At 63.1% G+C, this 23968-nt stretch carries 23 protein-coding genes; 13 read left to right on the top strand and 10 right to left on the bottom strand.

Annotation, left to right across the window (positions count from 1 at the left end):
- Positions 1 to 3: 3 nt before the first annotated feature.
- Positions 4 to 1104 carry a DegT/DnrJ/EryC1/StrS family aminotransferase gene (locus FEZ59_RS07005; RefSeq protein ID WP_042950324.1) on the bottom strand — a complete coding sequence of 367 codons (1101 nt, stop codon included), beginning with the start codon at positions 1102 to 1104 and terminating at the stop codon, positions 4 to 6.
- 110 nt (positions 1105 to 1214) lie between these two features.
- On the opposite strand from FEZ59_RS07005, the gene FEZ59_RS07000 reads away from it, so the two are divergent.
- Both FEZ59_RS07000 and FEZ59_RS06995 read left to right on the top strand, forming a co-directional pair.
- Entirely contained in the window at positions 1215 to 1931 is a 717-nt protein-coding gene (locus FEZ59_RS07000) for a DapH/DapD/GlmU-related protein (protein ID WP_019746436.1), read from the top strand.
- 124 nt (positions 1932 to 2055) lie between these two features.
- Positions 2056 to 3009: a lysylphosphatidylglycerol synthase transmembrane domain-containing protein gene (locus FEZ59_RS06995; protein ID WP_153211149.1), complete on the top strand. Its 954-nt coding sequence runs from the start codon at positions 2056 to 2058 to the stop codon at positions 3007 to 3009.
- Between the two features lie 7 nt (positions 3010 to 3016).
- Here the strand turns inward: FEZ59_RS06995 and rfbB are convergent, their stop codons facing one another.
- Complete coding sequence (gene rfbB, locus FEZ59_RS06990; protein ID WP_019746435.1) at positions 3017 to 4018, bottom strand: dTDP-glucose 4,6-dehydratase; 1002 nt, start codon at positions 4016 to 4018, stop codon at positions 3017 to 3019.
- Positions 4019 to 4116: 98 nt separating this feature from the next.
- On the opposite strand from rfbB, the gene rfbA reads away from it, so the two are divergent.
- The 4 genes from rfbA to FEZ59_RS06970 are packed head-to-tail and all read left to right on the top strand — an operon-like array spanning position 4117 to position 7637.
- A complete protein-coding gene (gene rfbA / locus FEZ59_RS06985; RefSeq protein WP_031332684.1) occupies positions 4117 to 4992 on the top strand; it encodes a glucose-1-phosphate thymidylyltransferase RfbA in 876 nt (291 codons plus the stop codon).
- A 1-nt stretch (position 4993) separates the two neighbouring features.
- Positions 4994 to 5599: a dTDP-4-dehydrorhamnose 3,5-epimerase gene (rfbC, locus tag FEZ59_RS06980; protein ID WP_021342484.1), complete on the top strand. Its 606-nt coding sequence runs from the start codon at positions 4994 to 4996 to the stop codon at positions 5597 to 5599.
- A gap of 51 nt (positions 5600 to 5650) precedes the next feature.
- Positions 5651 to 6742, top strand: a complete 1092-nt coding sequence (locus FEZ59_RS06975) for a trypsin-like peptidase domain-containing protein (RefSeq protein ID WP_031332682.1) — start codon at positions 5651 to 5653, stop codon at positions 6740 to 6742.
- A gap of 34 nt (positions 6743 to 6776) precedes the next feature.
- The gene (locus FEZ59_RS06970) at positions 6777 to 7637 is read left to right on the top strand and encodes a hypothetical protein (protein ID WP_141487956.1); all 861 of its coding nucleotides are present in this window, start codon (positions 6777 to 6779) and stop codon (positions 7635 to 7637) included.
- On the opposite strand, the gene FEZ59_RS06965 is transcribed toward FEZ59_RS06970, so the two are convergent.
- Genes FEZ59_RS06965 through FEZ59_RS06950 form a run of 4 tightly spaced genes read right to left on the bottom strand, consistent with a single transcriptional unit; the run spans position 7626 to position 12182 of the window.
- Entirely contained in the window at positions 7626 to 9161 is a 1536-nt protein-coding gene (locus FEZ59_RS06965; protein ID WP_228117879.1) for an AMP-binding protein, read from the bottom strand. The genes FEZ59_RS06970 and FEZ59_RS06965 overlap by 12 nt on opposite strands.
- An 8-nt stretch (positions 9162 to 9169) precedes the next feature.
- Positions 9170 to 10408, bottom strand: a complete 1239-nt coding sequence (locus tag FEZ59_RS06960) for a thiolase family protein (protein ID WP_133728293.1) — start codon at positions 10406 to 10408, stop codon at positions 9170 to 9172.
- On the bottom strand, positions 10405 to 11337 hold the full coding sequence (locus FEZ59_RS06955; protein WP_019746428.1) for a fumarylacetoacetate hydrolase family protein: 933 nt from the start codon (positions 11335 to 11337) through the stop codon (positions 10405 to 10407). The genes FEZ59_RS06960 and FEZ59_RS06955 overlap by 4 nt, the downstream gene beginning before the upstream one ends.
- A gap of 53 nt (positions 11338 to 11390) precedes the next feature.
- Positions 11391 to 12182: a cyclase family protein gene (locus FEZ59_RS06950; protein WP_021342480.1), complete on the bottom strand. Its 792-nt coding sequence runs from the start codon at positions 12180 to 12182 to the stop codon at positions 11391 to 11393.
- Positions 12183 to 12393: 211 nt separating this feature from the next.
- Here FEZ59_RS06950 and FEZ59_RS06945 point away from each other — a divergent pair, with 211 nt between their 5' ends.
- Positions 12394 to 13020 (top strand): TetR/AcrR family transcriptional regulator, encoded by a 627-nt coding sequence (locus FEZ59_RS06945; protein ID WP_124566830.1) that lies wholly within the window; start codon positions 12394 to 12396, stop codon positions 13018 to 13020.
- A 13-nt stretch (positions 13021 to 13033) separates the two neighbouring features.
- On the opposite strand, the gene FEZ59_RS06940 is transcribed toward FEZ59_RS06945, so the two are convergent.
- From FEZ59_RS06940 to FEZ59_RS06930, 3 genes are read right to left on the bottom strand one after another with little or no spacing between them, the layout of a single operon-like run.
- Complete coding sequence (locus tag FEZ59_RS06940) at positions 13034 to 14017, bottom strand: alpha/beta hydrolase (protein WP_070385940.1); 984 nt, start codon at positions 14015 to 14017, stop codon at positions 13034 to 13036.
- Between the two features lie 19 nt (positions 14018 to 14036).
- Entirely contained in the window at positions 14037 to 14963 is a 927-nt protein-coding gene (locus FEZ59_RS06935; RefSeq protein ID WP_047888759.1) for a PIN domain-containing protein, read from the bottom strand.
- 54 nt (positions 14964 to 15017) lie between these two features.
- Positions 15018 to 15491 carry a GtrA family protein gene (locus FEZ59_RS06930; protein WP_134998585.1) on the bottom strand — a complete coding sequence of 158 codons (474 nt, stop codon included), beginning with the start codon at positions 15489 to 15491 and terminating at the stop codon, positions 15018 to 15020.
- A gap of 63 nt (positions 15492 to 15554) precedes the next feature.
- Here FEZ59_RS06930 and FEZ59_RS06925 point away from each other — a divergent pair, with 63 nt between their 5' ends.
- From FEZ59_RS06925 to FEZ59_RS06905, 5 genes are all read left to right on the top strand, one after another.
- Positions 15555 to 16988 (top strand): FAD-binding oxidoreductase, encoded by a 1434-nt coding sequence (locus FEZ59_RS06925; protein ID WP_047888758.1) that lies wholly within the window; start codon positions 15555 to 15557, stop codon positions 16986 to 16988.
- Complete coding sequence (locus FEZ59_RS06920; RefSeq protein WP_007731800.1) at positions 16985 to 17746, top strand: decaprenylphospho-beta-D-erythro-pentofuranosid-2-ulose 2-reductase; 762 nt, start codon at positions 16985 to 16987, stop codon at positions 17744 to 17746. The genes FEZ59_RS06925 and FEZ59_RS06920 overlap by 4 nt, the downstream gene beginning before the upstream one ends.
- 90 nt (positions 17747 to 17836) lie before the next feature.
- Positions 17837 to 19690, top strand: a complete 1854-nt coding sequence (locus tag FEZ59_RS06915) for a galactan 5-O-arabinofuranosyltransferase (RefSeq protein ID WP_202022679.1) — start codon at positions 17837 to 17839, stop codon at positions 19688 to 19690.
- A 73-nt stretch (positions 19691 to 19763) separates the two neighbouring features.
- On the top strand, positions 19764 to 20372 hold the full coding sequence (locus FEZ59_RS06910; RefSeq protein ID WP_003943927.1) for a TetR/AcrR family transcriptional regulator: 609 nt from the start codon (positions 19764 to 19766) through the stop codon (positions 20370 to 20372).
- 99 nt (positions 20373 to 20471) lie between these two features.
- A complete protein-coding gene (locus FEZ59_RS06905; protein ID WP_202022615.1) occupies positions 20472 to 21104 on the top strand; it encodes a hypothetical protein in 633 nt (210 codons plus the stop codon).
- A gap of 21 nt (positions 21105 to 21125) precedes the next feature.
- Here the strand turns inward: FEZ59_RS06905 and FEZ59_RS06900 are convergent, their stop codons facing one another.
- Positions 21126 to 21815: an MspA family porin gene (locus FEZ59_RS06900; protein WP_037126068.1), complete on the bottom strand. Its 690-nt coding sequence runs from the start codon at positions 21813 to 21815 to the stop codon at positions 21126 to 21128.
- 316 nt (positions 21816 to 22131) lie between these two features.
- Here FEZ59_RS06900 and FEZ59_RS06895 point away from each other — a divergent pair, with 316 nt between their 5' ends.
- Positions 22132 to 23964 (top strand): hypothetical protein, encoded by a 1833-nt coding sequence (locus FEZ59_RS06895; protein WP_042921226.1) that lies wholly within the window; start codon positions 22132 to 22134, stop codon positions 23962 to 23964.
- The last annotated feature ends 4 nt before the right edge of the window (positions 23965 to 23968 follow it).

Here is a 23968-nt window from a genome sequence, read left to right as displayed (position 1 = left end):
TTTTCAGGCCTCCATGGCGCCGCGTACCGCGGCAACGATCTGATCGACGTCGCCGGCGGACAACGCAGCGTGGACGGGGATGCTCAGGCACCGCGACGCGACCGAAGTGGCCACCGGCGTCTCGTCGATGACGACGCGCGGATGCTCGCGGTAGCACTCGTAGTCGTAGACGGCCTTCGGGTAGTAGATGCCGCTACCGATGTCCTTCGCGGCCAGACGCTCACTCAACTGGTCGCGAGTGATCGGTGCGTCTTCGGCCAGCAGCAAGGTGAACTGATGCCAGACATGTCCACGACCGGACAGTTCGCTCGGCAGGATCAGTCCTTCGACGTCCTTCAGGCCGACACGCAAGGCCTCCGCATTCCGGCGGCGCGCCTCGACCTGCTGCATGTACGTCGCCATCTGGGGCAGAGCCAAGCTCGCCTGGAGGTCAGTCATCCGGTAGTTCTGGCCGACCATCTCGTACTGGTAGCGCGCCCGCATGCCCTGGTTGCGCAGGACCCGAAGTCGATCGGCGATCGCGTCGTCGTCGGTCGTGATCATTCCGCCCTCGGCGGTCGTGAGGTTCTTCGTTGCATAGAACGAGAAGCAACCCACACCGAAACTGCCGGCGCCTCGCCCGTCGTACGTCGCTCCGTGGGCCTGAGCGGCGTCCTCGACGACAGTCAGACCGTTTTTCGATGCCAGCGGCATCAATGCGCCCATATCCGCCGACTGTCCGTACAGATGAACCGGCATCAGAACCTTCGTGCGGTCCCCGATTCGATCGGCAGCGACCGCCGGGTCGATATTGAAATCGGACTCGGAGATATCGGCGAACCTCGCCGTCGCGCCTGCCTCGAGGATCGCGTTGAGCGTGGCCACGAACGTGAACGGCGTGGTCAGAACCTCGTCACCTGGCTGAAGATCCTGGACCTGCAGAGCCGCGATCAACGCCGTCGTGCCGTTGTTCACCGCCACCGCGTGTCGCGTCCCGACCAGCGCCGCGAACTCGTCCTCGAGCCGCTTCACCTTGGGTCCCTGCGCGACGATCCCCGATCGCAGAGTGTCCAGCACCTCGCGCTCGACTTCTTCCCCGAACGAGATACTGGATATCGCGATCACTGAGTTACCTCCGATAGATTCATCCGACCGTCGTCGGAACGAAATACCCCGACAACCCAGGAAGCGTATCGAAACACGATTCGATACTTCGAGAGGATTCCGGAACCCGCATGTCTGAACGAGCCGACTGCCACATCCATCCGACCGCCGTCATCGGCGCCGACGTACTGATCGGGGCAGGGGTCACGGTCGGACCGAACGCCGTGCTGACCGGCCCACTCGAGATCGGCGACGATTGCTGGATCGGCGCGGGAGCGGTCTTGGGAGCTCCCCCCGAGATCCTCGGCGCGCTACACCCGACATCCTGGTCGGTCAGCGCCGGTCTGGGAATTCGAATCGGTGCTCGAACGACGATTCGCGAATTGAGCACCGTCCATCAGGGCAGCGAACGCCGCACCGAGATCGGCGAAGACTGCTTCGTGATGAACAGAGTGGGAATCGAGCACGACGTGCAGATCGGTGACCGATGCGTCGTGTCATCCGGCACGACGCTTGCCGGGCACGTCAGCGTCGGAAACAGCGTCAACCTAGGCATGCACACTGTCGCGCACCAACGCCGCATCATCGGCTCCGGATCCATGATCGGGATGGGAACCGTCGTGGTCAAGGACGTTCCACCCTTCTCGAAGGCATTCGGCAACCCGGTGTCGTTGAACGGTGTCAACCGGATCGGAATGAGCCGATCGGGTATCTCGGACGCGGATATTTCCGAAATCGAAGACCTCTACGCCGCCGGCAGCTTCGGCACGTCACCGGCCATTCCGGACTCACTCTCGGAAGCCTTCACCTGGTGGCGGGAACGCGCCGACAAACCGCTCGTGGTTTAGCGAGACAAATCCTGGTTGGTATCGTCTGCGAAATGACGAACGGGCGGGATGCAGGCGCGTGAGTACCTCTCCCGAATCTGAACAACCGGTCGAAGACGTCGAACCGGCCGCACAGCCGAACGCTCTGCGCGGCCTTCTCGTCAACGGGTTCAAGGTGCTCGTCACCCTCGCGATCGTCGTCGCGATCATCTTCGCGGTGAAGTCCCAATGGTCCGAGGTCAAGAACACGATCACCGAGCTGAACTGGTGGACGCTTGCCGCCTCGTCGGTGTTCATCTTCCTCGGTATGGGTGCCGCAGTGCGGGCCTGGCAGCACGCACTCGGCGCCCTCGAACAACCGATCCCGGCCTTCGACGCCGCTCGCGCTTATCTGGTCGGCCAACTCGGCAAGTACCTTCCCGGCAGTGTCTGGGCCTTCGTTCTGCAAACGGAACTCGTCAGGCGCGCCGGTGTGTCCCGTGCCGCAGGCTTTGTCGCAGTGCTGGTCACGGTGGGGTTGAGCACAACTTCGGCGCTGGTCGTCGGCCTCTTCGGTCTACCTGCCCTGTTCGAGGTCAGCACGGCGGCAGCGGTCGGCGTGATCATCCTCGTACCGATCGCATTGGTCTGCGCCTACCCGCCGGTGCTCACACGCCTGGTGAATCTCGCGCTGAAACTGCTCCGCCGCACGCCGCTGCACAAGCCGCTCACGATGCACAAGATTGCGCTCGCTTTGGGCTGGTGCGCAGCAAGCTGGGTGCTCTACGGCATCCAGTTGTGGCTGCTCGCGTCCAGTTCGGCGGGCTTCGAAATCCGTGGGCTCGTCCAGTGCATCGGCGCTCTCGCCCTCGGTATGTGCGCGGGGGTCCTCGTCTTTGTCGTCCCGTCCGGAATCGGTGTCCGCGAAGCCGTCATCGTCGCAGCGCTTTCACCGTTCATGGATGCCGGCGTCGCGCTCGGCCTCGCACTGGCGTCGAGGCTGCTGTTCACCCTCTGTGAGGTCTTTGCCGGCGTCGTGGCTGCGTTGTCGGGATCACGGGGCCTGCGCAATGCACTCGTGCACGAGCGCTCGCGGGTGCCGGACCCCACCAAAGCCTGACGTTCGGTCAGACCACTTTCTCGGACGCGGAATACTGCGTCTCGACGCCGGCCTTCTGCGGACGCCACCACTGCTCGTTGTCGCGATACCACTCGACGGTGGCTTCCAGTCCGCTTCGGAAATCGCGGTACTGCGGCTTCCACCCAAGTTCCTGCTGCAGTCGCGTCGAGTCGATCGCATACCGCAGATCGTGACCAGGGCGGTCGGTAACGAAGTCGAAATCGTCCGGCTTGCGTCCGAAAATTTCGAGCAGAGCCGCAATCACCGTCCGGTTGTCGGTTTCACCGTCGGCGCCGATCAGATAAGTCTCGCCGGACTTTCCGCGGTCCAGGATGTCCCAGACGGCGCGGTTGTGGTCTTCGACGTGAATCCAGTCGCGGACGTTGCGACCTTCCCCGTACAACCGCGGACGCACCCCGTCGAGCAGATTGGTGATCTGGCGTGGGATGAACTTCTCCACATGCTGGAACGGGCCGTAATTGTTGGAGCAGTTGGAGATGGTGGCCGCGATCCCGAACGAGCGCACCCAGGCACGCACGAACAGATCACTCGACGCCTTGGACGCCGAGTACGGACTCGACGGGTTGTACGGTGTCGTCTCCGTGAACTTCGCCGGATCATCCAGTTCGAGGTCGCCGTACACCTCGTCGGTGGAAATGTGGTGATAACGGACCCCGTGTGAACGCACTGCCTGCAGGAGCGAGAAAGTGCCCATGACGTTGGTGCGCAGAAACGGTTCGGGGTCGGCGAGGGAATTGTCGTTGTGGCTTTCGGCGGCGAAGTGCACGACTGCGTCGGAGCGCGAGACAAGATCGTCGACCAGCGGCTCGTCGGCCACGTTGCCGTGAACAAACGTGATCCGGTCCTCGACGGACGCCAGGGACTCGCGATTTCCGGCGTAGGTCAGAGCGTCGAGAACCGTGACTTCCACGTCGGGACGCGTCGACACCGTCTGATGAACGAAATTGGCACCGATGAAGCCGGCACCCCCGGTGACCAGTAGTCGCACTTCATCTCCTCAGGTTCATCGAACGAACTCCCACTTTAGCGGCAGAATTCGCCATGTCCCGTTTGCATCGGCGGGCAGGAGTGCAGGACACTGCACGCATGCGCGGAATCATTCTGGCCGGTGGCACCGGGTCGCGGTTGCACCCGATCACCCTCGGAGTGAGCAAGCAACTCTTGCCTGTCTACGACAAGCCGATGATCTATTACCCGCTCTCCACTCTCATGCTCGCGGACATTCGCGACATCTTGATCATCACGACTCCACACGACGCCGAGCAATTCCGACGAGTTCTCGGCGACGGCTCACAATTCGGTGTGAATCTCACGTACGCGATCCAGCACGAACCCAACGGCCTCGCAACGGCATTCACCCTCGGCGCGGATCACATCGGATCGGAATCCGTGGCGCTTGTCCTCGGCGACAACATCTTCTACGGCCCCGGCCTCGGAACCCAACTCAGGCGTTTCTCCGACATCGACGGCGGAGCCGTGTTCGCTTACTGGGTCTCGAATCCGACCGCCTATGGCGTTGTCGAATTCGACGACTCGGGTCGAGCAGTGTCCATCGAGGAAAAACCGACGTCACCGAAATCCAATTACGCAGTCCCCGGCCTCTACTTCTACGACAGCGACGTCGTGGACATCGCACGCACGCTGAAGCCCTCTGCGCGTGGCGAATACGAAATCAGCGACATCAATCAGCGCTATCTCGAAGCAGGCAAACTCACCGTCGACGTCCTCCCCCGCGGAACCGCGTGGCTCGACACCGGAACACCCGATTCCCTGCTCGAGGCTGCAAACTACGTGCGGACCATCGAACACCGCCAGGGTCTCAAGATCGGTTCACCCGAAGAGGTCGCGTGGCGTCAGGGATTCATCGACTCCGACCAATTGCGCACTCAGGCAGAAGCATTGGGCAAATCCGGGTATGGCCACTACCTACTCGAACTGATCGAGCACGGCAAGGAATGGTGACGTGGAAATTCGTCCACTGAAGATCGCTGGAGCGTGGGAGATTACGCCGAAGCAGTTCGGCGACCACCGCGGCGTCTTTCTCGAATGGTTCAAAAGCTCTACCTTCACCGCCGCAACCGGCCGCACACTCGATCTGGCCCAGGCCAACTGCTCCGTTTCCGAAGCCGGCAGCCTCCGCGGGATCCACTTCACGGACAATCCGCCCGGACAAGCGAAATACATCACCTGCGTGAAAGGTGCCTTCCTCGACGTCGTCGTAGACCTACGGATCGGATCACCGACCTTCGGCGAGTGGGATGCGGTGGTGATCGACGACGTCGATCGACGAGCAGTCTTCCTGGCGGAAGGCCTCGGCCACGCGATCCTTTCACTCGAAGACGGATCGACAGTGATGTACCTGTGCAGCATCGAATACTCCCCCAACCTGGACCGCGACCTCGATCCCTTCGATCCTGAACTCGCGATCGAATGGCCGAGGACGGACCGTAATGGCGACCCCCTGACCTACGAGCTCTCCGCAAAGGACGCCGCCGCACCGTCCCTGGCGACGCTCCGGACGAACGGCCTGTTGCCCGGTTTTGTGGCCGAAGATTCGCCGAATCGGTAATCTTCACCTTTCACACTCGATGGGATGACGACCGGCGGGACGGACGGCTGGATGACCACACGTGCGGGCAGACGCGGTCTGTGGACGGCCGCCGTTCTCGCAGCCGGACTCGGCGCCCTCGCACTGGTCGCACCGCCTCTGACTCCGGGCACGATCGAGTCCGCCCCCGTCACAGTCATCACCACCACCCCACCGGCGCCGGTTGTTCCGCTCAGCCCGGAGGAACTCTCGGCCCAGGTGGTCCCCACCATCGTCACCATCACCGCGCCGGCCGGATTCACCACCACCGCCGGAACCGGGATCGTGCTCTCCCCTGACGGAGTGGTGCTCACGAATCACCACGTCATCAGCGGAGCCTCGGACGTCACTGCCGTCAGCATGTCCAACGGACTGATCTACGACGCCGAGATCCTCGGGTACGACAGCGTCAGCGACCTTGCCGTCCTTCGACTCGCGGGCGCCACGGATCTGCCGGTGGCTGTGGTCGGCAAATCAGCAGAAGCCACTCGTGGGGATGCCGTCACCGCAATCGGAAATGCGGAAGGCGGCGGAGTACCCGTCCCAGCTCCCGGCGTCATCACCAACCTCGGTGTCACCGTCAACACCCGCAACGTGTCCGACGGATCGCGAAACCAGTTGAAGGGCCTCATCGAGGTGGACGCGGACATCCGGCCTGGCGATTCCGGTGGCCCCCTGGTCAATGCCGTTGGCGAGCTGATCGGCGTCAGCAGCGCGGGCAACGCCGTCACCGACCGCACCGAAACCTCGCCGGCGCCTCAGTCCTACGCGATACCGATCGACACCGCGCTGCCGATCGTCGAGCAGGTACTCGGTGGCCGCTCCTCCGAAACCGTGCGTGTGGGACCGACGCCCGTGCTCGGTGTCGCAGTCAAGGATCACGCGGAGATGCCGGCCGGCGCGGAAGTTGTTGCCGTGAGCTTCGATTCGCCGGCCGAGCGGGTGGGGCTGATCAAAGGTGCGGTCATCACCGAGTTCGGTGGCAGCCGGATCGCGTCGTCCGCTGATCTCAACGCGGCGATGAGCTCGCGCCGCCCCGGCGACACCGTCGCGGTGACGTGGGTGGACGCAACCGGGCAACCCGGGACCGGTTCCCTGGTCCTCGACGAGGGGCCACCTCGCTAGTCGTACAAGGCGCCAGCCGTGAAAGCATCGTGGCATGACCACGGTTCTCCTGCTCACCTGTGACGGCGCCGCCCGCGAGGCGGATGTCGAAAGCAAACTCGTCATGGAAGCTCTCACCTCCTACGGCATCGCGTCGACGATGGCGCCGTGGTCGAGCCGGTCCCTCCTCGATATCGACGCCGACCTGGTTCTGATCCGGTCGACCTGGGACTACACCCAGCGCCTCGACGAATTTCTTGCCGTTCTCGATCAGCTGACCGCCCCGATCGCCAACCCGCTCCCGATCGTCGAGTGGAACGCCCACAAGGGATACCTCACCGAACTTGCCGCGGCCGGCGTACCTATCGTTCCAACCGCTGTGATCGCTGCCGGAAAGCACGAAACACTCACCCTCCCTTCGTTCGAGGGTGCCGAGGTCATCGTCAAGCCTGCAGTGTCCGCCGGCGCTGTCGGAGTGGGAAAGTTTGCCGCCGGGTCCGAACAGGCCCACGCTCACCTCAGCTCAATCCTCGAGAGTGGCAACGACGCGTTGGTCCAGCCCTTCATCTCGGACGTCGTCGACGGCGAGCGCTCGATCATCCACCTCGGCGGACGCTACTCCCACGCCGTCCGGAAGATCCCGGCCACCAACGACTTCCGCGTGCAGGAATTCCACGGCGGAACCAACTACCTCCACGAGCCTTCCGCCGCCGAACTCGCGGTGGCCGACGCGGCACTGGCCGCGACCCCATGCGGCCCCGGCGAATTGCTTTATGCGCGTGTGGACGTCGTGGGGCCGGTGGATCAACCACTGCTCATGGAAGTGGAACTGATCGAGCCCGAACTCTTTCTGCCATTCGCCCCGGGATCTGCCGACGCCCTCGCACGGGCAGTTGTCGCGTCTCTAGGTCTGTGAAGCGCCTCGGAGTGCCTTCTTGTCGACCTTCCCCAAAGCAGTGAGCGGCAACGCTTCCACAATTGAAATCTCCTTGGGCGCCCAGATCGGGCCCTTGTGTGATCTCACGTGTGCGACGAGCTGCTCGGGCGTGACCAACCATCCCGTCTTCAGTACGACTGCCGCGGTAACCGCTTCTCCCCATTGAGGATCGGGGACACCGAATACTGCACAGGCGGCCACTGCGGGATGATGTCCGAGTGAGTCCTCGACTTCGCGCGGGTAGACGTTGAATCCACCACTGATGATCGTGTCCTTGATGCGGTCGACGATCGAGATGAGCCCAGTTTCGTCGATCCGAGCAACGTCGCCGGTGTGCAACCACCCATTCGCGAGCGCTGCAGCGGTTTGTTCAGGTTTGTTCCAATAGCCGTCCATCACGAGCGGACCTCGCACACAAAGCTCGCCGGGTACGCCCGTCGCGGTCTCGTTTCCCTGCTCGTCGAACAACACCACTTCGACACCTGGCATCGCGCGCCCACAACTCCCCAGAACCGCGGGATCGTCCGTGTGCTCACGTGTATCGAGCACCGTCAACGCATTCGGGGCTTCGGCCTGACCGTAGTGCTGGCTCAGGATCGGCCCGAACACCGCCCCTGCCTGCGCGAGCCTGGTGGGGTCGATGGGTGCAGCACCGTAAAGCATCCAGTTCAGCCCGGACAGATTCGCATCCGACAGGCGTGGATGGTCGAGCAAGGCGTAGAGCATCGTAGGAACGACGAATGTGGCTGTGACTCCGTCATTTTCGATTGCGTCGACAACCCTGTCCGGGTCGAACGACCTGTGCAACTCGAAGCTTGCACCTCGCTGCAGACCGGGTGCGACGAGCAGACCGGCAGCATGAGACATCGGCGTGGTGAGCAGCATGGTGGTATCAGCCGGCCACTCCCACGTGGTGCAGGCCCAGGCATTGGCGACCAAAGATCGGTCCCTGAGCATGACGCCCTTCGGCTCACCGGTAGTTCCACCGGTGTAGAAGAGATACAAAGCTCGACCCTGACCGCCGAAGCCTGAACCTGTTCCCGCCGTAGCCAATTCACACGCTGATTCGAGGGCTGACAGTGACATCACTCGAGTCTGCGCCGCTTCGGCGCGCGCCTGGAACTGTCCGTCGGCAACCAACAGGAGATCGGTACCACTGTCTTTCAGCACCATCCTGTCGTTCTCTTCGGTCGCGAGCGGATGGAGGGCCGTGTAGCGCACGCCTGCCAGACACGCCGCGGCCATGACCGTGAATGCTTCAGGACACGGACCCGCAAGCAGGGCTACCCCGCCTCCGTCCGGCAGAGCGAGGCTACTGAGGACACCTGCAATCCGCTCTATCTGTTCAGCGGTCTGCCGATACGTCAGCTCGGCCCGATCACCGTTCCGATCCGTGAATCGAAACGCGATGTGGTCTGGTCGGCGTCGCAGCGCCGACAGAATCAGATCCGCATATCCCGCTTGCTCGTGCAAGCCTGGCGCCATCGGTTCATCGTTCATCATGTCCGCGTTCATCGTGGCCCTCCCAAGATCGTGACCGCGGCGACGGCTTCCTCGATGCCGTAGAGACCTCCGCCGTTCTCTGCGACCGCGATTCGAGCCCCGGGAACCTGTCGCCGCGCTGCTTGTCCACGCAACTGCGTGACAAGTTCGAAGACCTGCGCTAGTCCCGTTGCCGAGACCGGATGACCACGGGATTCGAGCCCACCTGACGGATTGACCGGACGCACGCCTCCCAATGAACTCGCACCGGACGCAGACCACGCGCCGCCCTCACCGATCGGGCAGAACCCCAAATTCTCGACCTGCTGTACTTCACCGAAGGCCGTGGCGTCGTGGACCTCTGCCACATCCACATCGCCTGGCCCGACTCCGGCTTCCTCGTATGCGCTCATTGCCGCTCGGCGACCGATGTGACTCTCCACGTCATCTGCGGCCCGATCCGTGCCTGACACCAAGCTGCAACCGAGTATCCGCGCCGCCCGCCGAGAGGAATCATGCCTTCGCGCAAAGTCTGCAGTGGTCACAACAATTGCCGCCGCACCGTCACTGACGGGCGAACACATCGGAACGGTCAGAGGCCACGCGACTCGCCTCGCGGCAAGCACCTCGTCGACAGTGAAGGGTTTGCGAAAGTGCGACCACGGATTGTGCACGGAATGCGCATGATTTTTGGCTGCTACGGACGCGAGTTCGAACTCGGTCGTTCCGAATCTCTCCATGTGCGCCCGAGCAAGAGAAGCGTAGATCTCCATGAACACCGACCGCTCACCCTGCGATCCGAGTTCACCCGGCACCGGAGCGGAGAGTGAGGCAAGGCCGGCGAGCGTCTCGTCGCGATGCGCAACGTCGAGTGCACCGTCGAACACCTCCAGACTTCGAGCGGGATCCGAGCACACCAGCTTGTCCACCCCGACCGCCAATGCGACCTCGGACAGACCGGCGCGAACGTGGGCGATCGCCAGCCAGAGTGCCGTTGCCCCGCCGGCGCAGGCATTTTCGACATTGACGACCGGGACTCCACCGAAACCGTAAGGCCTCAAGGCAATCTGGCCTGGGATCATGTGCTGCCGGTCGATCGCCTTCTGACTGACGGTCGCGTAGAAGACTGCACCGACGTCACCGCGGGTCAGGCCCGCGTCTTCGACGGCGTCGATCGCTGCACGCCCCGCCAATTCCGAGGCCGAGGTATCCGCGTGCCGCCCGAAGGGAGTCGCGCCGACACCGAGAACCATGACTTCGCCGCTCACGCCACCACTCGATTCCTCAATACACCGAGGCCGGCGACCTCGAGTTCGACTACGTCTCCCGGTTCGAGGAACCGCCCGTGTTCCAAGCCGCATCCACTCGGCACGGTGCCGGAACAGAAGACTTCACCCGGGTACAGCCGCGTGGAAGTCGAGGCGAACGAAATCACGTCCTCGAAACGATGGTCCATGTCGGCGCTGGTTCCTCGGCTCACCTCGTCTCCGTTGATTCTCGCGGTCATCTCGAGCTGGTACGGGTCACCGACTTCGTCGGCCGTCACGATCCAGGGGCCGAGGACATTCGCGTTCGAAAAGTCCTTGCTCTTACTGAGACCGAGTCCGGTGGAGATCTCCTCGAGCTGAGTATCGCGGGCGCTGAAATCGTTGAAGATGGTGTAACCGAAGATATGCGCAGGGGCATCCGCTCGTGAGATGTCGCTTCCACCGCGCCCCAACACACAGGCGAATTCGAGTTCGTAATCGCGCAGGCTCGAGTACTCGGGCCACACGACCTCAGATTCGTGTCCGGTCACCGCCAATCGGTTCGCTATGTAATACAGCGGGCGCTCCAACTGGATCTTCGGCAGTTCGACGTCCTCGAGTGCGACCCCTTGAATTCGGGCGCGAGCGTTGCGGAAGTGATCCATGAAGCAGCCGAAGTCTCGGATCTGGACCGGCTGAGGAAGCGGCGACATCCAGCGCACATCACCCGCGTCGACGATCGCACTTGCCGGCTGCTCGTCTGCGAGCCGATCCAGGATCTCCCGTGCCGCCGGACCACCTTCGATGATGGTTTGCATGGTTTCCAGTTCTGGAGCCGGTTTTCCCGTCACATCATGATGAGCTCGCTCGAGTAACAACAGTTGCTCGCCGCTGCCCGTCACCAGAGCCGTCTGCTGGGTCTTTTCGTACTCGACGGTCGCAAGTTTCATTGTGAATCAATACCTTTCACTGAATTGTTCGTTAGGTGAGGCGGGAATTCTGCTCAGACGAACGCGACCACACGAGCCGGGGCAGCGCTGGCTCGCGCAAGCTTGATCGGGAAAAACGCCACGTGAAATCCCGAGGGCGGAAGCGCGGCGAGGTTCGACAGCTGCTGAACGATGAATACTTCACGTTCGCGTCCGGCCCGGTGCCCGTCCCAGAGAACCGAGTTGTCGCCGGTGTCACGAAATTTCTGCGCCATGACTGCAAAGCTCAAGTCCCAGCCGGCAGCGTCGGTGCCCAGCACCTTTGCGCCTTGCTCGGCGAGAAATAGCGTGCCTTCGCGACTCATCCCTGGATACTGAAAGAACCCTGGATCGGCCAAGGTGAAGCTCTCTTGTCCGGTACGGAGCAACACGGCACCACCCTGGGGAACGGACGCACCGTTTTCCGCCAGGGCAGCCTTCAGCGCGTCCACCGAGATCGGCTGATTCGCCTCGCACCGGCCGCGCAGGTCGAGCACCACTGTCTCGCAGAATAATTCATCCAACGCGATGTCTGTGATCGTGCGAGAAGGCTTACCCTCCGAGGTTGATCCGTAGTGCAACGGCGCGTCGACGTGTGTGCCCAGATGGCTGTTGAACTCACTCAACATCTCCGATCCCCACCCCTCACCGTCCGGAAGATCATGAACTCCGCACTGCAGTGCTGCCGCGAACTCGTCGCGTCCGGCACCTGCGGGGTGCGAGTAGGTCACCGAGGGGGCAACGACGGAAGCCAGTGCCTTCAAACCCTCGGGGAGCAGTTCCCGATCGGCCGGATCGAGAGTTCTAGTCAGATCGATGAGTTCCATGTCCGCCCATTTCCATTAAGTTATTGGACGCTCAGCATAGAACTGGACGATCAACATAGGCAAGAGGGTGTCGCGAGAGGAATACGGCCGTCCGATGACCGGCCTCGTAGCATGAGTGCCGGTGCGCAGGTCTCGGCCCCGACGGGCACGTCGACGTCACCGCGTGCCGGAATTGGCTGCACTCGAGAACGAAAGAAGGCAGGAACACCGAATGGCGTCGACACGCAAGCAGGAGATTTCCGAGGAAACCAGACGGCGACTGGTGAAGGCCGCGGCCGAACTGGCTGCGGAAGGCGGGTCGGCCGCTATGTCCGTACAAGCCGTGGCGGAAAGATCCGGCATCAGCCGAGGGTCTGTGGCCTGGCACTTCGGATCGAAAGACGGGCTTCTACGAGCCGTCGTCGAAGACGCATTCCGGTGGGGCATGGAGAAGTTGCGCGCAGAGTTGGCATCATCCTCGGCGACCGGAATCGAAGCATTGATCGAAGCCAACTTCGTGTTGATGTCGTACCCCGAGGCACGAATTTTCTCGACCATCCTGATCGAAGCCGTGATTCCCGGGTCCACCATCCGCGAGACCTACGCAGAGCAGTACGTCGCAATGCGAACGCTGTACGCGGACTACCTGCGTTCGATCGACACACCGGTCGCCAATCCGGAGTTGGTTGCCGTCACCCTTCTGGCCGGCACTCTCGGGATCAACCTCCAACATCGCCTCGATCCCGACAACGTCGATCGACGTTCGGCGGTAACCGAACTCGAATCGATCTATGCCCGCGCGATGGCATCTACCGCAACGTCAGGGCACGAGAATCCGGCAGCACACGAGAATCCATAGGCGAACCGGAAGTTCAACTTCCCGAACAACTTTCGCCCGCAGCCTGGGGTGGGACCGCATCGAGCCTGGTGCGAATGAACCTGGCGACGTCGCGTAACGCAGCCCGGCTCTCCGGCAAGCCAGGCCACACGGCGGGAAACGCGTGAACCTGGCCGTTCCAGATCTGCAGCGAGCACGGCACCCCCGCGGCGGCGAGCCGTTGCGCCATCACCTCCGAATCGACTCTGAGCACCTCGGATTCGGCGGCAATCAGCAACGACGGCGGCAAAGCTGCAAGATCGCCGTCGACGGGCGAGTTCGTCTGTCCGCCAAGCTTTCCGATCGCCATCAATGCCGACACCGGGGCGATCACGTCGCGTCGAGCGTTGGCATGGACCGATTTGGTGGTGCAATCGAGATCGAGGAGCGGTGAGAGCCCGACCAGGCCGGCCGGAACCTCGAGCCCCGCGGAAACTGCTGCAAGCGCCGTCGCGAAGACCAGGAAACCTCCGGCCGAATCACCAACGAAGACAACCTTTTCCGGCAAGGCTCCCTGTTCGAGGAGCCACCGGTACGCATCCAGGCAGTCGTCGACGGACCCGCTGATGCTCGTGCTCGGCAACTGCCGATATGCGATGTGCAGGACCGGAAGGCCGGTTCGCTTGGCGATGCCGGCAACGACCGGCCGATGCGTGTTGAGCCCGCAGCACATGAACCCGCCGCCGTGCAGGTAGAGAACTACACCCTCGCGCAGATCAGCCGTCGAGCCTGCCGTCCGGACGAGTTCACCGTCGAATCCTGGAAAACGAATCGCTTCCCGATCGATCCCGGACGGAATGCGTACACCCGCGGCCGAGTCCAGAACTGCGGCGCGGCGCATGGCGCCAGGCGTCAGCGGCGCGATCCCAACTACGGGCCGAAGCATCCATCGACACGCGTTGTAGAGGACCTGCGATTCGATACTCGGCCTGCCGTATCGAGTTCCGGTCCTACGACTGACTGTCGGCAACAGAGACATCTGTCCAGATTAGAAGCGATCAGGCACCGAAGAGGTCGACTTCGTCGAGATCGTCGACGATCGTGACCTTTCGTTTCCGCCCGCCGATGACCTTGCCCAGACCACGCAGTCCACCGGACTGAGCTTTCGGGGCGGGCTCGATGCGCTGCGGCGCAACTCTCGTCCGCGCTGCACGCTGTACGGGCTTGGGTGCGGGAGCTGATGCCGGTGCCTCCGGAACGACGGGCGCCGCCGGAACCTCGGGTTCGGGAATCTCTGCTGGAACGACCGCTTCCGGCTCCACGAAGCCCTGAGCAACCGGCGCCTCGGGCGCGACCTCAGCGACCTCAGCCACCTGCTCCACCTGCACCGGTCCGTCGATCACCGGGATGTCCGACGCCCAGCGGACCCGATACTCGAGGCCGCGCGATGCCAGTTCACGCGCGAGATCCGCGTGCCAGACCCCGTCTTCGCCTTCGCCGTATGCCCGTGCGTCGGAACTGACCCAGATGACGTCGACCTCCGGGTTGCGGTCGGCGAGATCGAGCACGGTCAGCCAGTTCAGCGTCGCCGGGTAGCCGTCTCGCTTCTTCTTGTCGGTATAGGGCCGACGCAGCGAGATCGCCCTCTCGGCCACCTCGAGATGCGACACGTCGACTGGATCGACCACTTCGACGCCGATCGCCACGAGGTCTTCGATCACGTCGTCGACATAGCCGTCGGCCTTGTCGTGAGCTGCGTCGACGAATCTGGTGAGGTCGCGCCGCAATCCCAGTCGGTCGTACATGCGCGCCTGGACGCTCAGGGCCGCGATCATCTCCGCCGATTCCTCGCGATAGCGACTCGCAACTTCGAGAACGACCAATCGCGGCACGACGACGCGGTGTCCGAGTGCGCGAGCGTCGGCGATGGCGGCGTCGAACCGTGCGCCCCTGGTCAGGGCCGAAGAATCGAGAACGATGATCATGGGCTCGATTCTCTCCCACGAAACCGGACGAATGCGCTAATCCACCCCGAACCGTTACTTGATCTTGAAGATCACTGCCCGCTGAACGATGAAGTTGATGACCGTCGCGGTGCCCTGTGCGATGACGAAGGCCAGCGGTGTCCGCCACCAATGTTCGTCGAAGACATGGACCATCACTTCGTTGAGTCCGACCTGGACCGCAAAAGTGATCGCATACAACGCGACGACAGCGATGAAGCGGGCGCGAGAAGGCTCGGCCTTGAACGTCCACCGACGATTGATGAGGTACGCCGTCGTGGTGCCCGCGACGAAGCTCAGCGATTTTGCGGCGACGCGCGGCAACCCCAACGCGAGGAGCAGCACATACAGCCCGTAGTCCACGACCGCCGACAGCCCACCCGTCGCGACGAACCGGACGATCTGCGTTTTCAGGTCCAGAGCGTCGTCGGCGATGTCCGTCGTGACAGGAATCTCGACGGGCAGCGGGACGTGGGGTTCGTGCTGGTGACTTGCAGGTGTTTCGGGCACGACGACGAGAGTAACCACTCGAGTCGGAGCCGTCGGCACTACTCCCAGGTAACCTCTACCTTGATGTCCACGACAGCAGAAGAGACGCCGAAGCCGGCTCTCCACACCCAAGCCCGCACCCTCACCGGTTGGGGACGCACCGCCGCCACCACCGCACAGGTGCTGTCCACCCCCGACGTGGAAGTGATCGCGAACGCGGTCGCCCAGGTTGCGGAACAGAACGATTCCAAGCCCTCGCATCTGCGACGCGGCGTCATCGCGCGCGGCCTCGGCCGCTCGTACGGCGACCCGGCGCAGAACGCCGGCGGGCTGGTCATCGACATGAATGCACTCAGCCGCATTCACCGCATCGATCGCGACACCGCCCTGGTGGACGTCGACGCCGGCGTGAATCTGGATCAGCTGATGAAGGCTGCTCTGCCGTTCGGCCTGTGGGTTCCGGTCCTGCCGGGTACTCGCCAGGTCACGATCGGCGGCGCCATCGGATCGGACATCCACGGCAAGAACCACCACAGCGCGGGCAGCTTCGGCAACCACGTCGTGTCGTTGGATCTACTGACGGCCGACGGCAAGGTTCGCACGCTCACCCCCAAGGGCGGGCGCAACGACCCGAAGGCCGCACTGTTCTGGGCCACGATCGGCGGCATGGGCCTGACGGGCATCATCTTGCGGGCAACCATCAAGATGACACCGACCGAGACGGCGTACTTCATCGCCGACGGCGACGTCACCAACAGCCTCGACGAGACCATCGCGCTGCACAGCGACGGCAGCGAGGCCAACTACGAGTACTCGAGCGCCTGGTTCGACGCGATTTCCGCGCCCCCGAAGCTCGGCCGTGCGGCAGTCTCGCGCGGGTCGTTGGCGAAGCTCGACCAGCTTCCGGCCAAGCTGCAGAAGAACCCGCTCGCCTTCGATGCGCCGCAGTTGCTGACGTTCCCCGACGTCTTCCCCAACGGGCTGGCCAACAAGTTCAACTTCACCGCGATCGGTGAGGTCTGGTTCCGCAAGTCCGGCAAGTACCGCGGCAAGGTTCAGAATCTGACGCAGTTCTACCACCCGCTCGACATGTTCGGTGAGTGGAACCGGGCGTACGGATCCAACGGATTCCTGCAGTACCAGTTCGTGGTTCCGCCGGAGGCCGTCGACGAGTTCAAGAAGATCATCGTCGACATCCAGCGCAGCGGGCACTACTCGTTCCTCAACGTGTTCAAGCTCTTCGGCGAAGGCAATCAGGCGCCGCTGAGCTTCCCGATCCCGGGCTGGAACATCTGCGTCGACTTCCGCATCAAGCCGGGCCTGAACGAGTTCGTCACCGAACTCGACAAGCGTGTCCTCGAATTCGGCGGACGCCTGTACACGGCCAAGGACTCGCGGACGTCCGCGGAAACCTTCCACGCCATGTACCCGCGTATCGACGAGTGGATCGCGACGCGCCGCAAGTACGACCCCACAGGCGTTTTCGCCTCCGATATGTCCAGAAGGCTGGAACTGTGATCAACGCTGTAGGTAACCCGCAAACCGTTTTGCTTCTCGGTGGAACCTCCGAGATCGGCCTCGCCATCTGTGAGGAGTACCTGAAGAAGGCGCCGCTCCGCGTCGTTCTGGCGGCACTCCCCGGCGATCCCGGACGCGAAGCTGCGGTCAAGCAGCTCGAAGCCAAGGGCGCCACCTCGGTGGAACTCATCGACTTCGACGCCGTTGATTTCGAATCGCACCCGAAGGTGATCGACCAGGCGTTCTCGAACGGTGACGTCGACGTCGCCATCGTCGCCTTCGCACTGGACGGTGACTCCGAAGAGCTGTGGCAGAACCAGCGCAAGGCCGTTCTGGTGGCAAACGTCAACTACACCGCTTCCGTCTCGGTCGGTGTTCTTCTCGGCGAGAAGATGAAGGCTCAGGGCTTCGGCAAGATCATCGCGATGTCGTCGGTTGCCGGCGAGCGCGTCAAGCGTGCCAACTTCGTCTACGGATCCACCAAGGCGGGCCTCGACGGTTTCTACCTCGGACTCGGCGAGGCTCTCGCGGAATTCGGACCGCAGGTCACCGTCGTTCGCCCCGGCATGGTGCGCACGCAGTTCAGTGCCCACGTCAAGGAAGCTCCGCTGACGGTCAACAAGGACATCGTCGCGAAGCTCGCTGTTGCCGCCTCGGACAAGGGCAAGGAAATCGTCTGGACTCCCGGCCCGTGGCGCTTCGTCATGATGGGTCTTCGCCACGTGCCGCGCCCGATCTTCCGGAAGTTGCCGGTTTAAGCTCCTCCCGTGCCAGAAACAACAACTGCTCCGAGTACAGACCTTTCGACCCCGTCGCCGTGGCGTAATGCCGCGGCGACGGTGGTGGAAATGGCCCTCGGAGCGCTGGTCGCCGCTGTTGTAGCCGCTGTCGGGCTCTTTGCTTTCGGCCGAGTGCAGTGGCCGGCGTTCACCTCTTCCAATGTCACGCAGGCAGTCACGACGGTGCTGCAGGTGCTCTGCATCGCAGTGGTCGGTGTTGCGGTTCTGATGTTCCGCGCCCGCAAGGCCGAGCGGGTCGCAAAACTCCTCTCGTGGGCCGGGCTCTCCGGCTTCGTCACCACGACGCTCGGACTTCCCTTGGCCGCGACGAGTCTGTATCTGCACGGCGTCTCGGTCGATCAGCAGTTCCGGACCGAGTACCTGACCCGGCTGACGGATTCTGCTGCGCTGCAGGACATGACGTACGTGGATCTGCCGCCGTTCTACCCGGCCGGCTGGTTCTGGATCGGTGGACGCGTCGCGAACCTGCTGGGAATGGACGGCTGGGAAGCCTTCAAGCCTTATGCGATCGGCTCGTTGGCTGTCGTCGCCGTCGTTGCACTCGTGTTGTGGACCAAGCTGATTCGACGCGATTGGGCCGTCGTCGCGGCATTGGCCGTCACTGCCGTCGTGTTGGCGTACAACTCCCCCGAGGCGTACGGCGCCGTCATCAACCTCCTGATCCCGCCGGTGCTGATCCTCGCGTGGGGCGCATTGGACCGGCCGGGGGCATCTCGATTTGCCGGAGCCGGCGCAATACTCGGAACCGGCCTGTTCCTCGGTTTCGCCGCAACGGTCTACACGCTCTATCTCGGATTCGCCGCGTTCGCAGTGACTCTGATGGCAGTGGTGGCCGCAGTACTTGCCGCACGCGCCCAGAACACGTGGAAAGCCGCACTGGGCCCCCTCGTCAGGCTCGCCGTGATCGCGGTGATCTCCGGCCTGGTGGCTCTGACCGTCTGGACGCCCTACCTGCTGAAGGCACTCTCCGGTGCCACCGCAGAGTCCGGCACCGCAATGCACTACCTCCCCGATTCCGGTGCGGTACTGCCCTTCCCGATGCTGAGCTTCACCCTTGCCGGTGGACTGTGCCTACTCGGCACGATCTGGCTGATTTCGCGGTTCCTGTTCTCCCGCCGCGCCCGAGCACTCGGTATCGGTGTCATTGCCGTGTACCTGTGGGCACTGCTGTCCATGACGTTCACCGTCGCCGGCAGTACGCTCCTCGGCTTCCGACTGGAGCCGGTCCTGATCGGACTCCTTGCCGCCGCCGGTGTGTTCGGTTTCTTCGAGTTCGCCGGTTGGATCGTGCTGGCCACCAGCGAAAATCCTCGCGTCAAAGCGGTACTGGTTGCACTCGGTGTCATCGGAGCCATCGCTTTCGCGCAGAACATCCCGCAGGTGCTGGCGCCGGATATCGCTGTGGCATACAGCGATACCGACGGTAACGGCGAGCGCGGCGACAAGCGGCCCCCGGGTGCCGAAGCCAATTACGCCGACATCGACCGGATCATTCGCGAGCAGTTGGGACGCGAACCCCATGACACGGTGGTCCTCACTGCCGACATCGGCTTCCTGAGCTTCTACCCGTACTTCGGCTTTCAAGGACTGACGTCGCACTACGCGAACCCGCTCGCCGATTTCCGTGCGCGCGCTGCGCTGATCGAGCAGTGGTCGGAACTGAAGACGCCTGACGAACTGATAGCTGCGCTGGACTCGGCGCCGTGGCGCAGCCCCGACGCCTTCGTCTTCCGCCAGGGCGCCGACGGGTACACGCTGCGGTTGGCAGAGGACGTCTACCCCAACGACCCGAACGTCCGCCGCTACACGGTCACGTTCCCCAAGGAACTGTTCGACGATCCTCGTTTCACCGTGACCGAGCAGGGGCCGTTTGTGGTCGTTACCCGCTCTGACGCAATCTAACCAGGAGATACGTCACAAAAGGCTTACCGTCGGGGTCGTTGACGCGACCCCGACGCACCCCTAACTTCATACCGTGCCCCGAACCGATGCCCGAGCGGCGATGATCGATGCAGCCGAGCGTCTGGTTGCCGAGCGAGGTCTGGCCGCTCTGACTCTTCGTGATGTTCAGACCGAAGCCGGGCAGGCCAACAAATCGGCTGCGCAGTATCACTTCGGGTCACGTGAAGGTTTGCTGGCGGCCGTCGTCGAGTCCAGAATGCGACCTGCCGGTGAGCGTCGTCGTGAGTTGCTCGACACGATCGATCTCGACGCGAATCCACCGACGATGCGTGCCCTCGTCGAGGCTCTCGTCCTGCCGTTGGCGGAACAGACCATCTACCGTGAGGGCACGTTGTACGCACGGTTCCTGGTGCAGTCGATCTTCGACCCGGCGATGTCGTCGACCATCCGTGACCACATGCAGGCCGAGAGTTTCCGCGAAGTTCAGCGGCGGATAGTCGCTGCGTCCTCGTTACCGGCAGAGATCGCCGAACTTCGGGCGGGAACTCTGACCGTGCTCACCGTCGTCACTTTTGCCACGTGGGAAGGCCGCGTCGACAGCCGCGAACGTGCTCACGTGATTGTTGCCGACCTGATCGAAAGTTGCCTCGGAGCACTCTCGGCCCCGGCTGCGCAAATCTGACACGCTGTCCGGCGAGTTTGTTTCCGAAACTGCCGGGGTACTCAGCCCCTCCAAGCGCAGTCGAGCAAACGGCCGCATCAACCACCGGCGGGGTAGGTGATGACAGTGAGCGAACTCGTTGCGCAAAGCCGCGAGCTTGTACCGCATCGTGCAGTTCTCGATTCCGCAGAGCATGTTCTGGTCATTGCGCGCGGCAAACCGTTCGGGCGCGAACAGGCTTTCCATGAAGTGTTGAGCGTCGCGATTCGCAATCGCATCGAAGTACTCACTCTGGCAAGGGCTCTCATCGACGTGTCCGAGTCCCGCGACTACCGCGCGATCCCGACCGACACCGCGCACACTGTTGCGGTGCTCGAATGGGGCGAGCTACTCGAGATCCCCACCGAACACCACGAGAAGTCCAGGGCCGAGTCATCCGAGGACGTCGATGAATCGAGTGAACCCGACGATCCGATCGAACCCGAGTATCTGGTCGAGACCGACGTGGGCGGACGGGTCGTCTTCGTCGCCCTCGCGTTCACGATCGGCGGGATAGTCGGATTCTTCGCGCACGACTGGGCACTTCTGCTTCTGATCACCGCCGTGTACCTCGTGTGGATCGCGGCACGGTTGGTCGCGAAACTCGTCAGTGTTTCCCGTAGTGCCCACTGGGCAGACGCTTCGCCGATTCGTGGCGCCGATTCGACCACACGGAACGCGGAAAACTCCCACCATCACGCTGTTGCAGCGTGACGGCGGGAGCATCCGCTTTCGCTAAAGCCTCTGCGGTACACCGTAAGTGACGACGGTATCGCCATTCGACGTGACAGCCTTCGCGTACGGCCTGATGGTCACCGGACCGATTGCTCCCTGTACATAACCGTGAACTCCGGACAGACGGACAGCGGCTTCGGGACCGTCGAACTCCTGATCTTCGAGCAGTGCGACGTCGGTGATACCGCCCGGCGCCAGATCGACGTCAAGTTCCTGCGAAGGAATGATGTCACCACCGATGACGAACCCGTTCGATATGTCCAGTCCCAGTTCGAAGTCCGGAACCAGGCCGATCCCGAGGTTGGTTCCACTCTCGACAGCCCAGTCGAGACCAGGACTGTTGAGAACGACCGTCGCGCCGGTTAACGCGATCGGGTAACCGATCTGATAACCGATCGTCAGCTTCGTTCCGGTGAAGCTTGCCGCGTCCGGCCCGTCGATCTTCACGCCGGCAACCCCGTCGTGGAAGAACTCGACACTCAGCGGTGAGCTGTCGAGAGGCGGAAAGACATGGATAGCGGTATCAGCCTGGAAGACTTCTATCCGATTCCCTTTGACGTCGGTGATCGAACTGGTGTTGTCAACGCCTGCCGACGCCGTCCCACCCCCCAGGACAACGGCCAACAAGGCCACTGCTCCTACTGCGCTACTACGAACTGCTGTCTTCGACATGCACAAGCACCATCCCATCCGGTATAGGCCCCGGACGTAGGTTCCAACTCTTCGTCGAGGATGGGATTCGTCGGGGCTGCCTGAACAAACGCGAGCAAGATCCTTGTTGCGATACCCCGGTCACGAACCCGTCAAACGGTGCACGAAAACATTACTTTCCGGACAAGTCGGGCGGACCGGTTTGTCCCGCTGACTGCGCCCGCTCGCGGACGCGAACCGTTTTGTTCGTTACTCTGACAGTGGAAGTTATCGAATCGAGACCTAAGTAGGCCACCCCGAACTTCTGAGATCGCCACTTCAGGGATGGGCGCCAGAACCGAAAGGCACCGACTGCATGACCGAGACCTTGCCCGACGTCCAACTGCTCGAAGAAGCACGTCCAGGGCGAGTCCGTTCAGCAGTGCGGCGCTCGGTCGTCCAGCGCGGTCGTCTGGTCGACCTCGCGATCATGGCGACGTTCACCGTCGCGGCGATCTACGTGATGTCCAACCTGTGGAGCGATCTGCAGTCCGGCTATCTGTTCAACGCGGGCCGCGACCAGGCCATGTGGGAATGGTTCTTCGCCGATACCGCTCACGCCCTCGCCCAGTTCCGCAGCCCACTGTTCAGTGACCTGCAGAATTACCCGCTCGGCGTGAACCTGATGGCCAATACCGCGATGTTCGGCATCAGTATCCCGTTGGCCCCGATCACGCTGATCTTCGGACCGACCGCCACGTATGCGATCGGGCTGACCGCCGGCCTCGGCGGCACCGCCATCGCTTGGTACTGGGCATTCTCGCGGCACGTACTGACCGGAGTCTCCGTCCGCTCCAAGGTCGCCGCCGCCGTCGGAGCGGGGTTCTGCGGATTTGCGCCCGCCATGATCTCGCATGCCAACGGCCACCCGAACTTCGTCGCGTTCTTCGTACTTCCGTTCATATTCTTGCAGGTAGTGCGCATTTCGAACGGCAAGCGTCCGGTTCGCGACGGTGTCGTCCTCGGCCTACTCGTCGCCTGGCAGATCTTCCTCGGCGAAGAACCGCTCCTCATCTTCACGATGTCAGCCATGGTGTTCGGCGCCGCCTATGCACTGCCCGGCCTGGCCAAGTCGCGCCAGGCGATCAAGCGCGCGATGCCCGGCCTCGTGATCGGCGGCGCGGTCACACTCCTGATCACCGCGGTGCCGCTGTGGTCGCAGTTCTTCGGCCCAGCGAGCTACGACGGCGTCTCACACGGTCAGGCAGGCAACGACACCGCTGCACTCACCACGTTCCCGACCGAATCGGTTGCGGGCGACCCCGAGGGCGCGGAGTTCCGAATGAACCCGACCGAGGAGAACGCGTACTTCGGATGGCCGCTGGTGCTCCTGCTTCTCGGTGCAACGGTGTGGCTGTGGCGCATCCGCCTGACCCGCGCGGCTGCCGCCGTGATCGTGGTCATGGGTGTGCTCTCACTCGGTTCCGAACTGACCATCGACGGTGACAAGACCGGCATCACTCTGCCGTGGAAACTCCTCGCCGACCTGCCGTTGTTCGAATCGGTGCTCGAATCCCGATTCGCGATGGGCGCGATTCCGGCGATCGGGCTGCTGCTCACCCTCGGCACCTACCGCGCTTTTGTCGAACTTCGTGGACCGCGCCGCACGGCAGCCGGTGTCTGGCTGGTGGCGCTCGCCGTCGCGATGATTCCCCTCATCCCGACCCCCATCGACGCCGATCAGCGATCTGCGACGCCCGAATTCATCACCAGCGGCTCGTGGGAGAACTACGTCAGCGACGGCACCCTGGTTACGGTCCCTGTCGCGAGCGCCGAAGACGCCCGCGCACTGAGCTGGCAGGTCGACGCCGACTTCGGCTTCCCCATCGCCGGCGGGTACTTCGTCGGCCCGGATTCGAAGACCCGCGCCGGGATCTACGGCGCCGAGTCACGGCCCACCTCGACCCTGCTGGTCAATGCCAAACAAACCGGCAAGGTCCCGTTGATCGACGTGGGCACCAGAGCCAACGCACTGACCGACCTGCGGTACTGGCACGCCGATGTACTGGTGCTTCCCCGATTCTCCGGCGACGACGCCCTGCGCCACACGGTCGACGAACTGGTCGGCTTCGACGCCAAGCGCGTCGACGACGTGTGGGTGTGGGACGTACGAGACCTCGTGAGCGGCAAGACATCCAACCAGAGCTAAACGG

The organism is Rhodococcus sp. MS13 (genome assembly GCF_013277835.1).
Taxonomy (GTDB): domain Bacteria; phylum Actinomycetota; class Actinomycetes; order Mycobacteriales; family Mycobacteriaceae; genus Rhodococcus_F; species Rhodococcus_F erythropolis.
Note: the sequence above shows the minus strand (reverse complement) of the source record. Positions and strands in the feature narration are given on the sequence as shown.

What these genes read in the sequence shown, in the direction of transcription:
- FEZ59_RS07000 (WP_019746436.1), top strand. Translation starts at nt 1,215, where the DNA reads ATGTCTGAACGAGCCGACTGCCACATCCATCCGACCGCCGTCATCGGC.
- rfbA (WP_031332684.1), top strand. Translation starts at nt 4,117, where the DNA reads ATGCGCGGAATCATTCTGGCCGGTGGCACCGGGTCGCGGTTGCACCCG.
- FEZ59_RS06975 (WP_031332682.1), top strand. Translation starts at nt 5,651, where the DNA reads ATGACCACACGTGCGGGCAGACGCGGTCTGTGGACGGCCGCCGTTCTC.
- FEZ59_RS06970 (WP_141487956.1), top strand. Translation starts at nt 6,777, where the DNA reads ATGACCACGGTTCTCCTGCTCACCTGTGACGGCGCCGCCCGCGAGGCG.
- FEZ59_RS06965 (WP_228117879.1), bottom strand. Translation starts at nt 9,161, where the DNA reads ATGATGAACGATGAACCGATGGCGCCAGGCTTGCACGAGCAAGCGGGA.
- FEZ59_RS06955 (WP_019746428.1), bottom strand. Translation starts at nt 11,337, where the DNA reads ATGAAACTTGCGACCGTCGAGTACGAAAAGACCCAGCAGACGGCTCTG.
- FEZ59_RS06950 (WP_021342480.1), bottom strand. Translation starts at nt 12,182, where the DNA reads ATGGAACTCATCGATCTGACTAGAACTCTCGATCCGGCCGATCGGGAA.
- FEZ59_RS06945 (WP_124566830.1), top strand. Translation starts at nt 12,394, where the DNA reads ATGGCGTCGACACGCAAGCAGGAGATTTCCGAGGAAACCAGACGGCGA.
- FEZ59_RS06940 (WP_070385940.1), bottom strand. Translation starts at nt 14,017, where the DNA reads ATGTCTCTGTTGCCGACAGTCAGTCGTAGGACCGGAACTCGATACGGC.
- FEZ59_RS06935 (WP_047888759.1), bottom strand. Translation starts at nt 14,963, where the DNA reads ATGATCATCGTTCTCGATTCTTCGGCCCTGACCAGGGGCGCACGGTTC.
- FEZ59_RS06925 (WP_047888758.1), top strand. Translation starts at nt 15,555, where the DNA reads ATGTCCACGACAGCAGAAGAGACGCCGAAGCCGGCTCTCCACACCCAA.
- FEZ59_RS06915 (WP_202022679.1), top strand. Translation starts at nt 17,837, where the DNA reads ATGGCCCTCGGAGCGCTGGTCGCCGCTGTTGTAGCCGCTGTCGGGCTC.
- FEZ59_RS06905 (WP_202022615.1), top strand. Translation starts at nt 20,472, where the DNA reads ATGACAGTGAGCGAACTCGTTGCGCAAAGCCGCGAGCTTGTACCGCAT.
- FEZ59_RS06900 (WP_037126068.1), bottom strand. Translation starts at nt 21,815, where the DNA reads ATGGGATGGTGCTTGTGCATGTCGAAGACAGCAGTTCGTAGTAGCGCA.
- FEZ59_RS06895 (WP_042921226.1), top strand. Translation starts at nt 22,132, where the DNA reads ATGACCGAGACCTTGCCCGACGTCCAACTGCTCGAAGAAGCACGTCCA.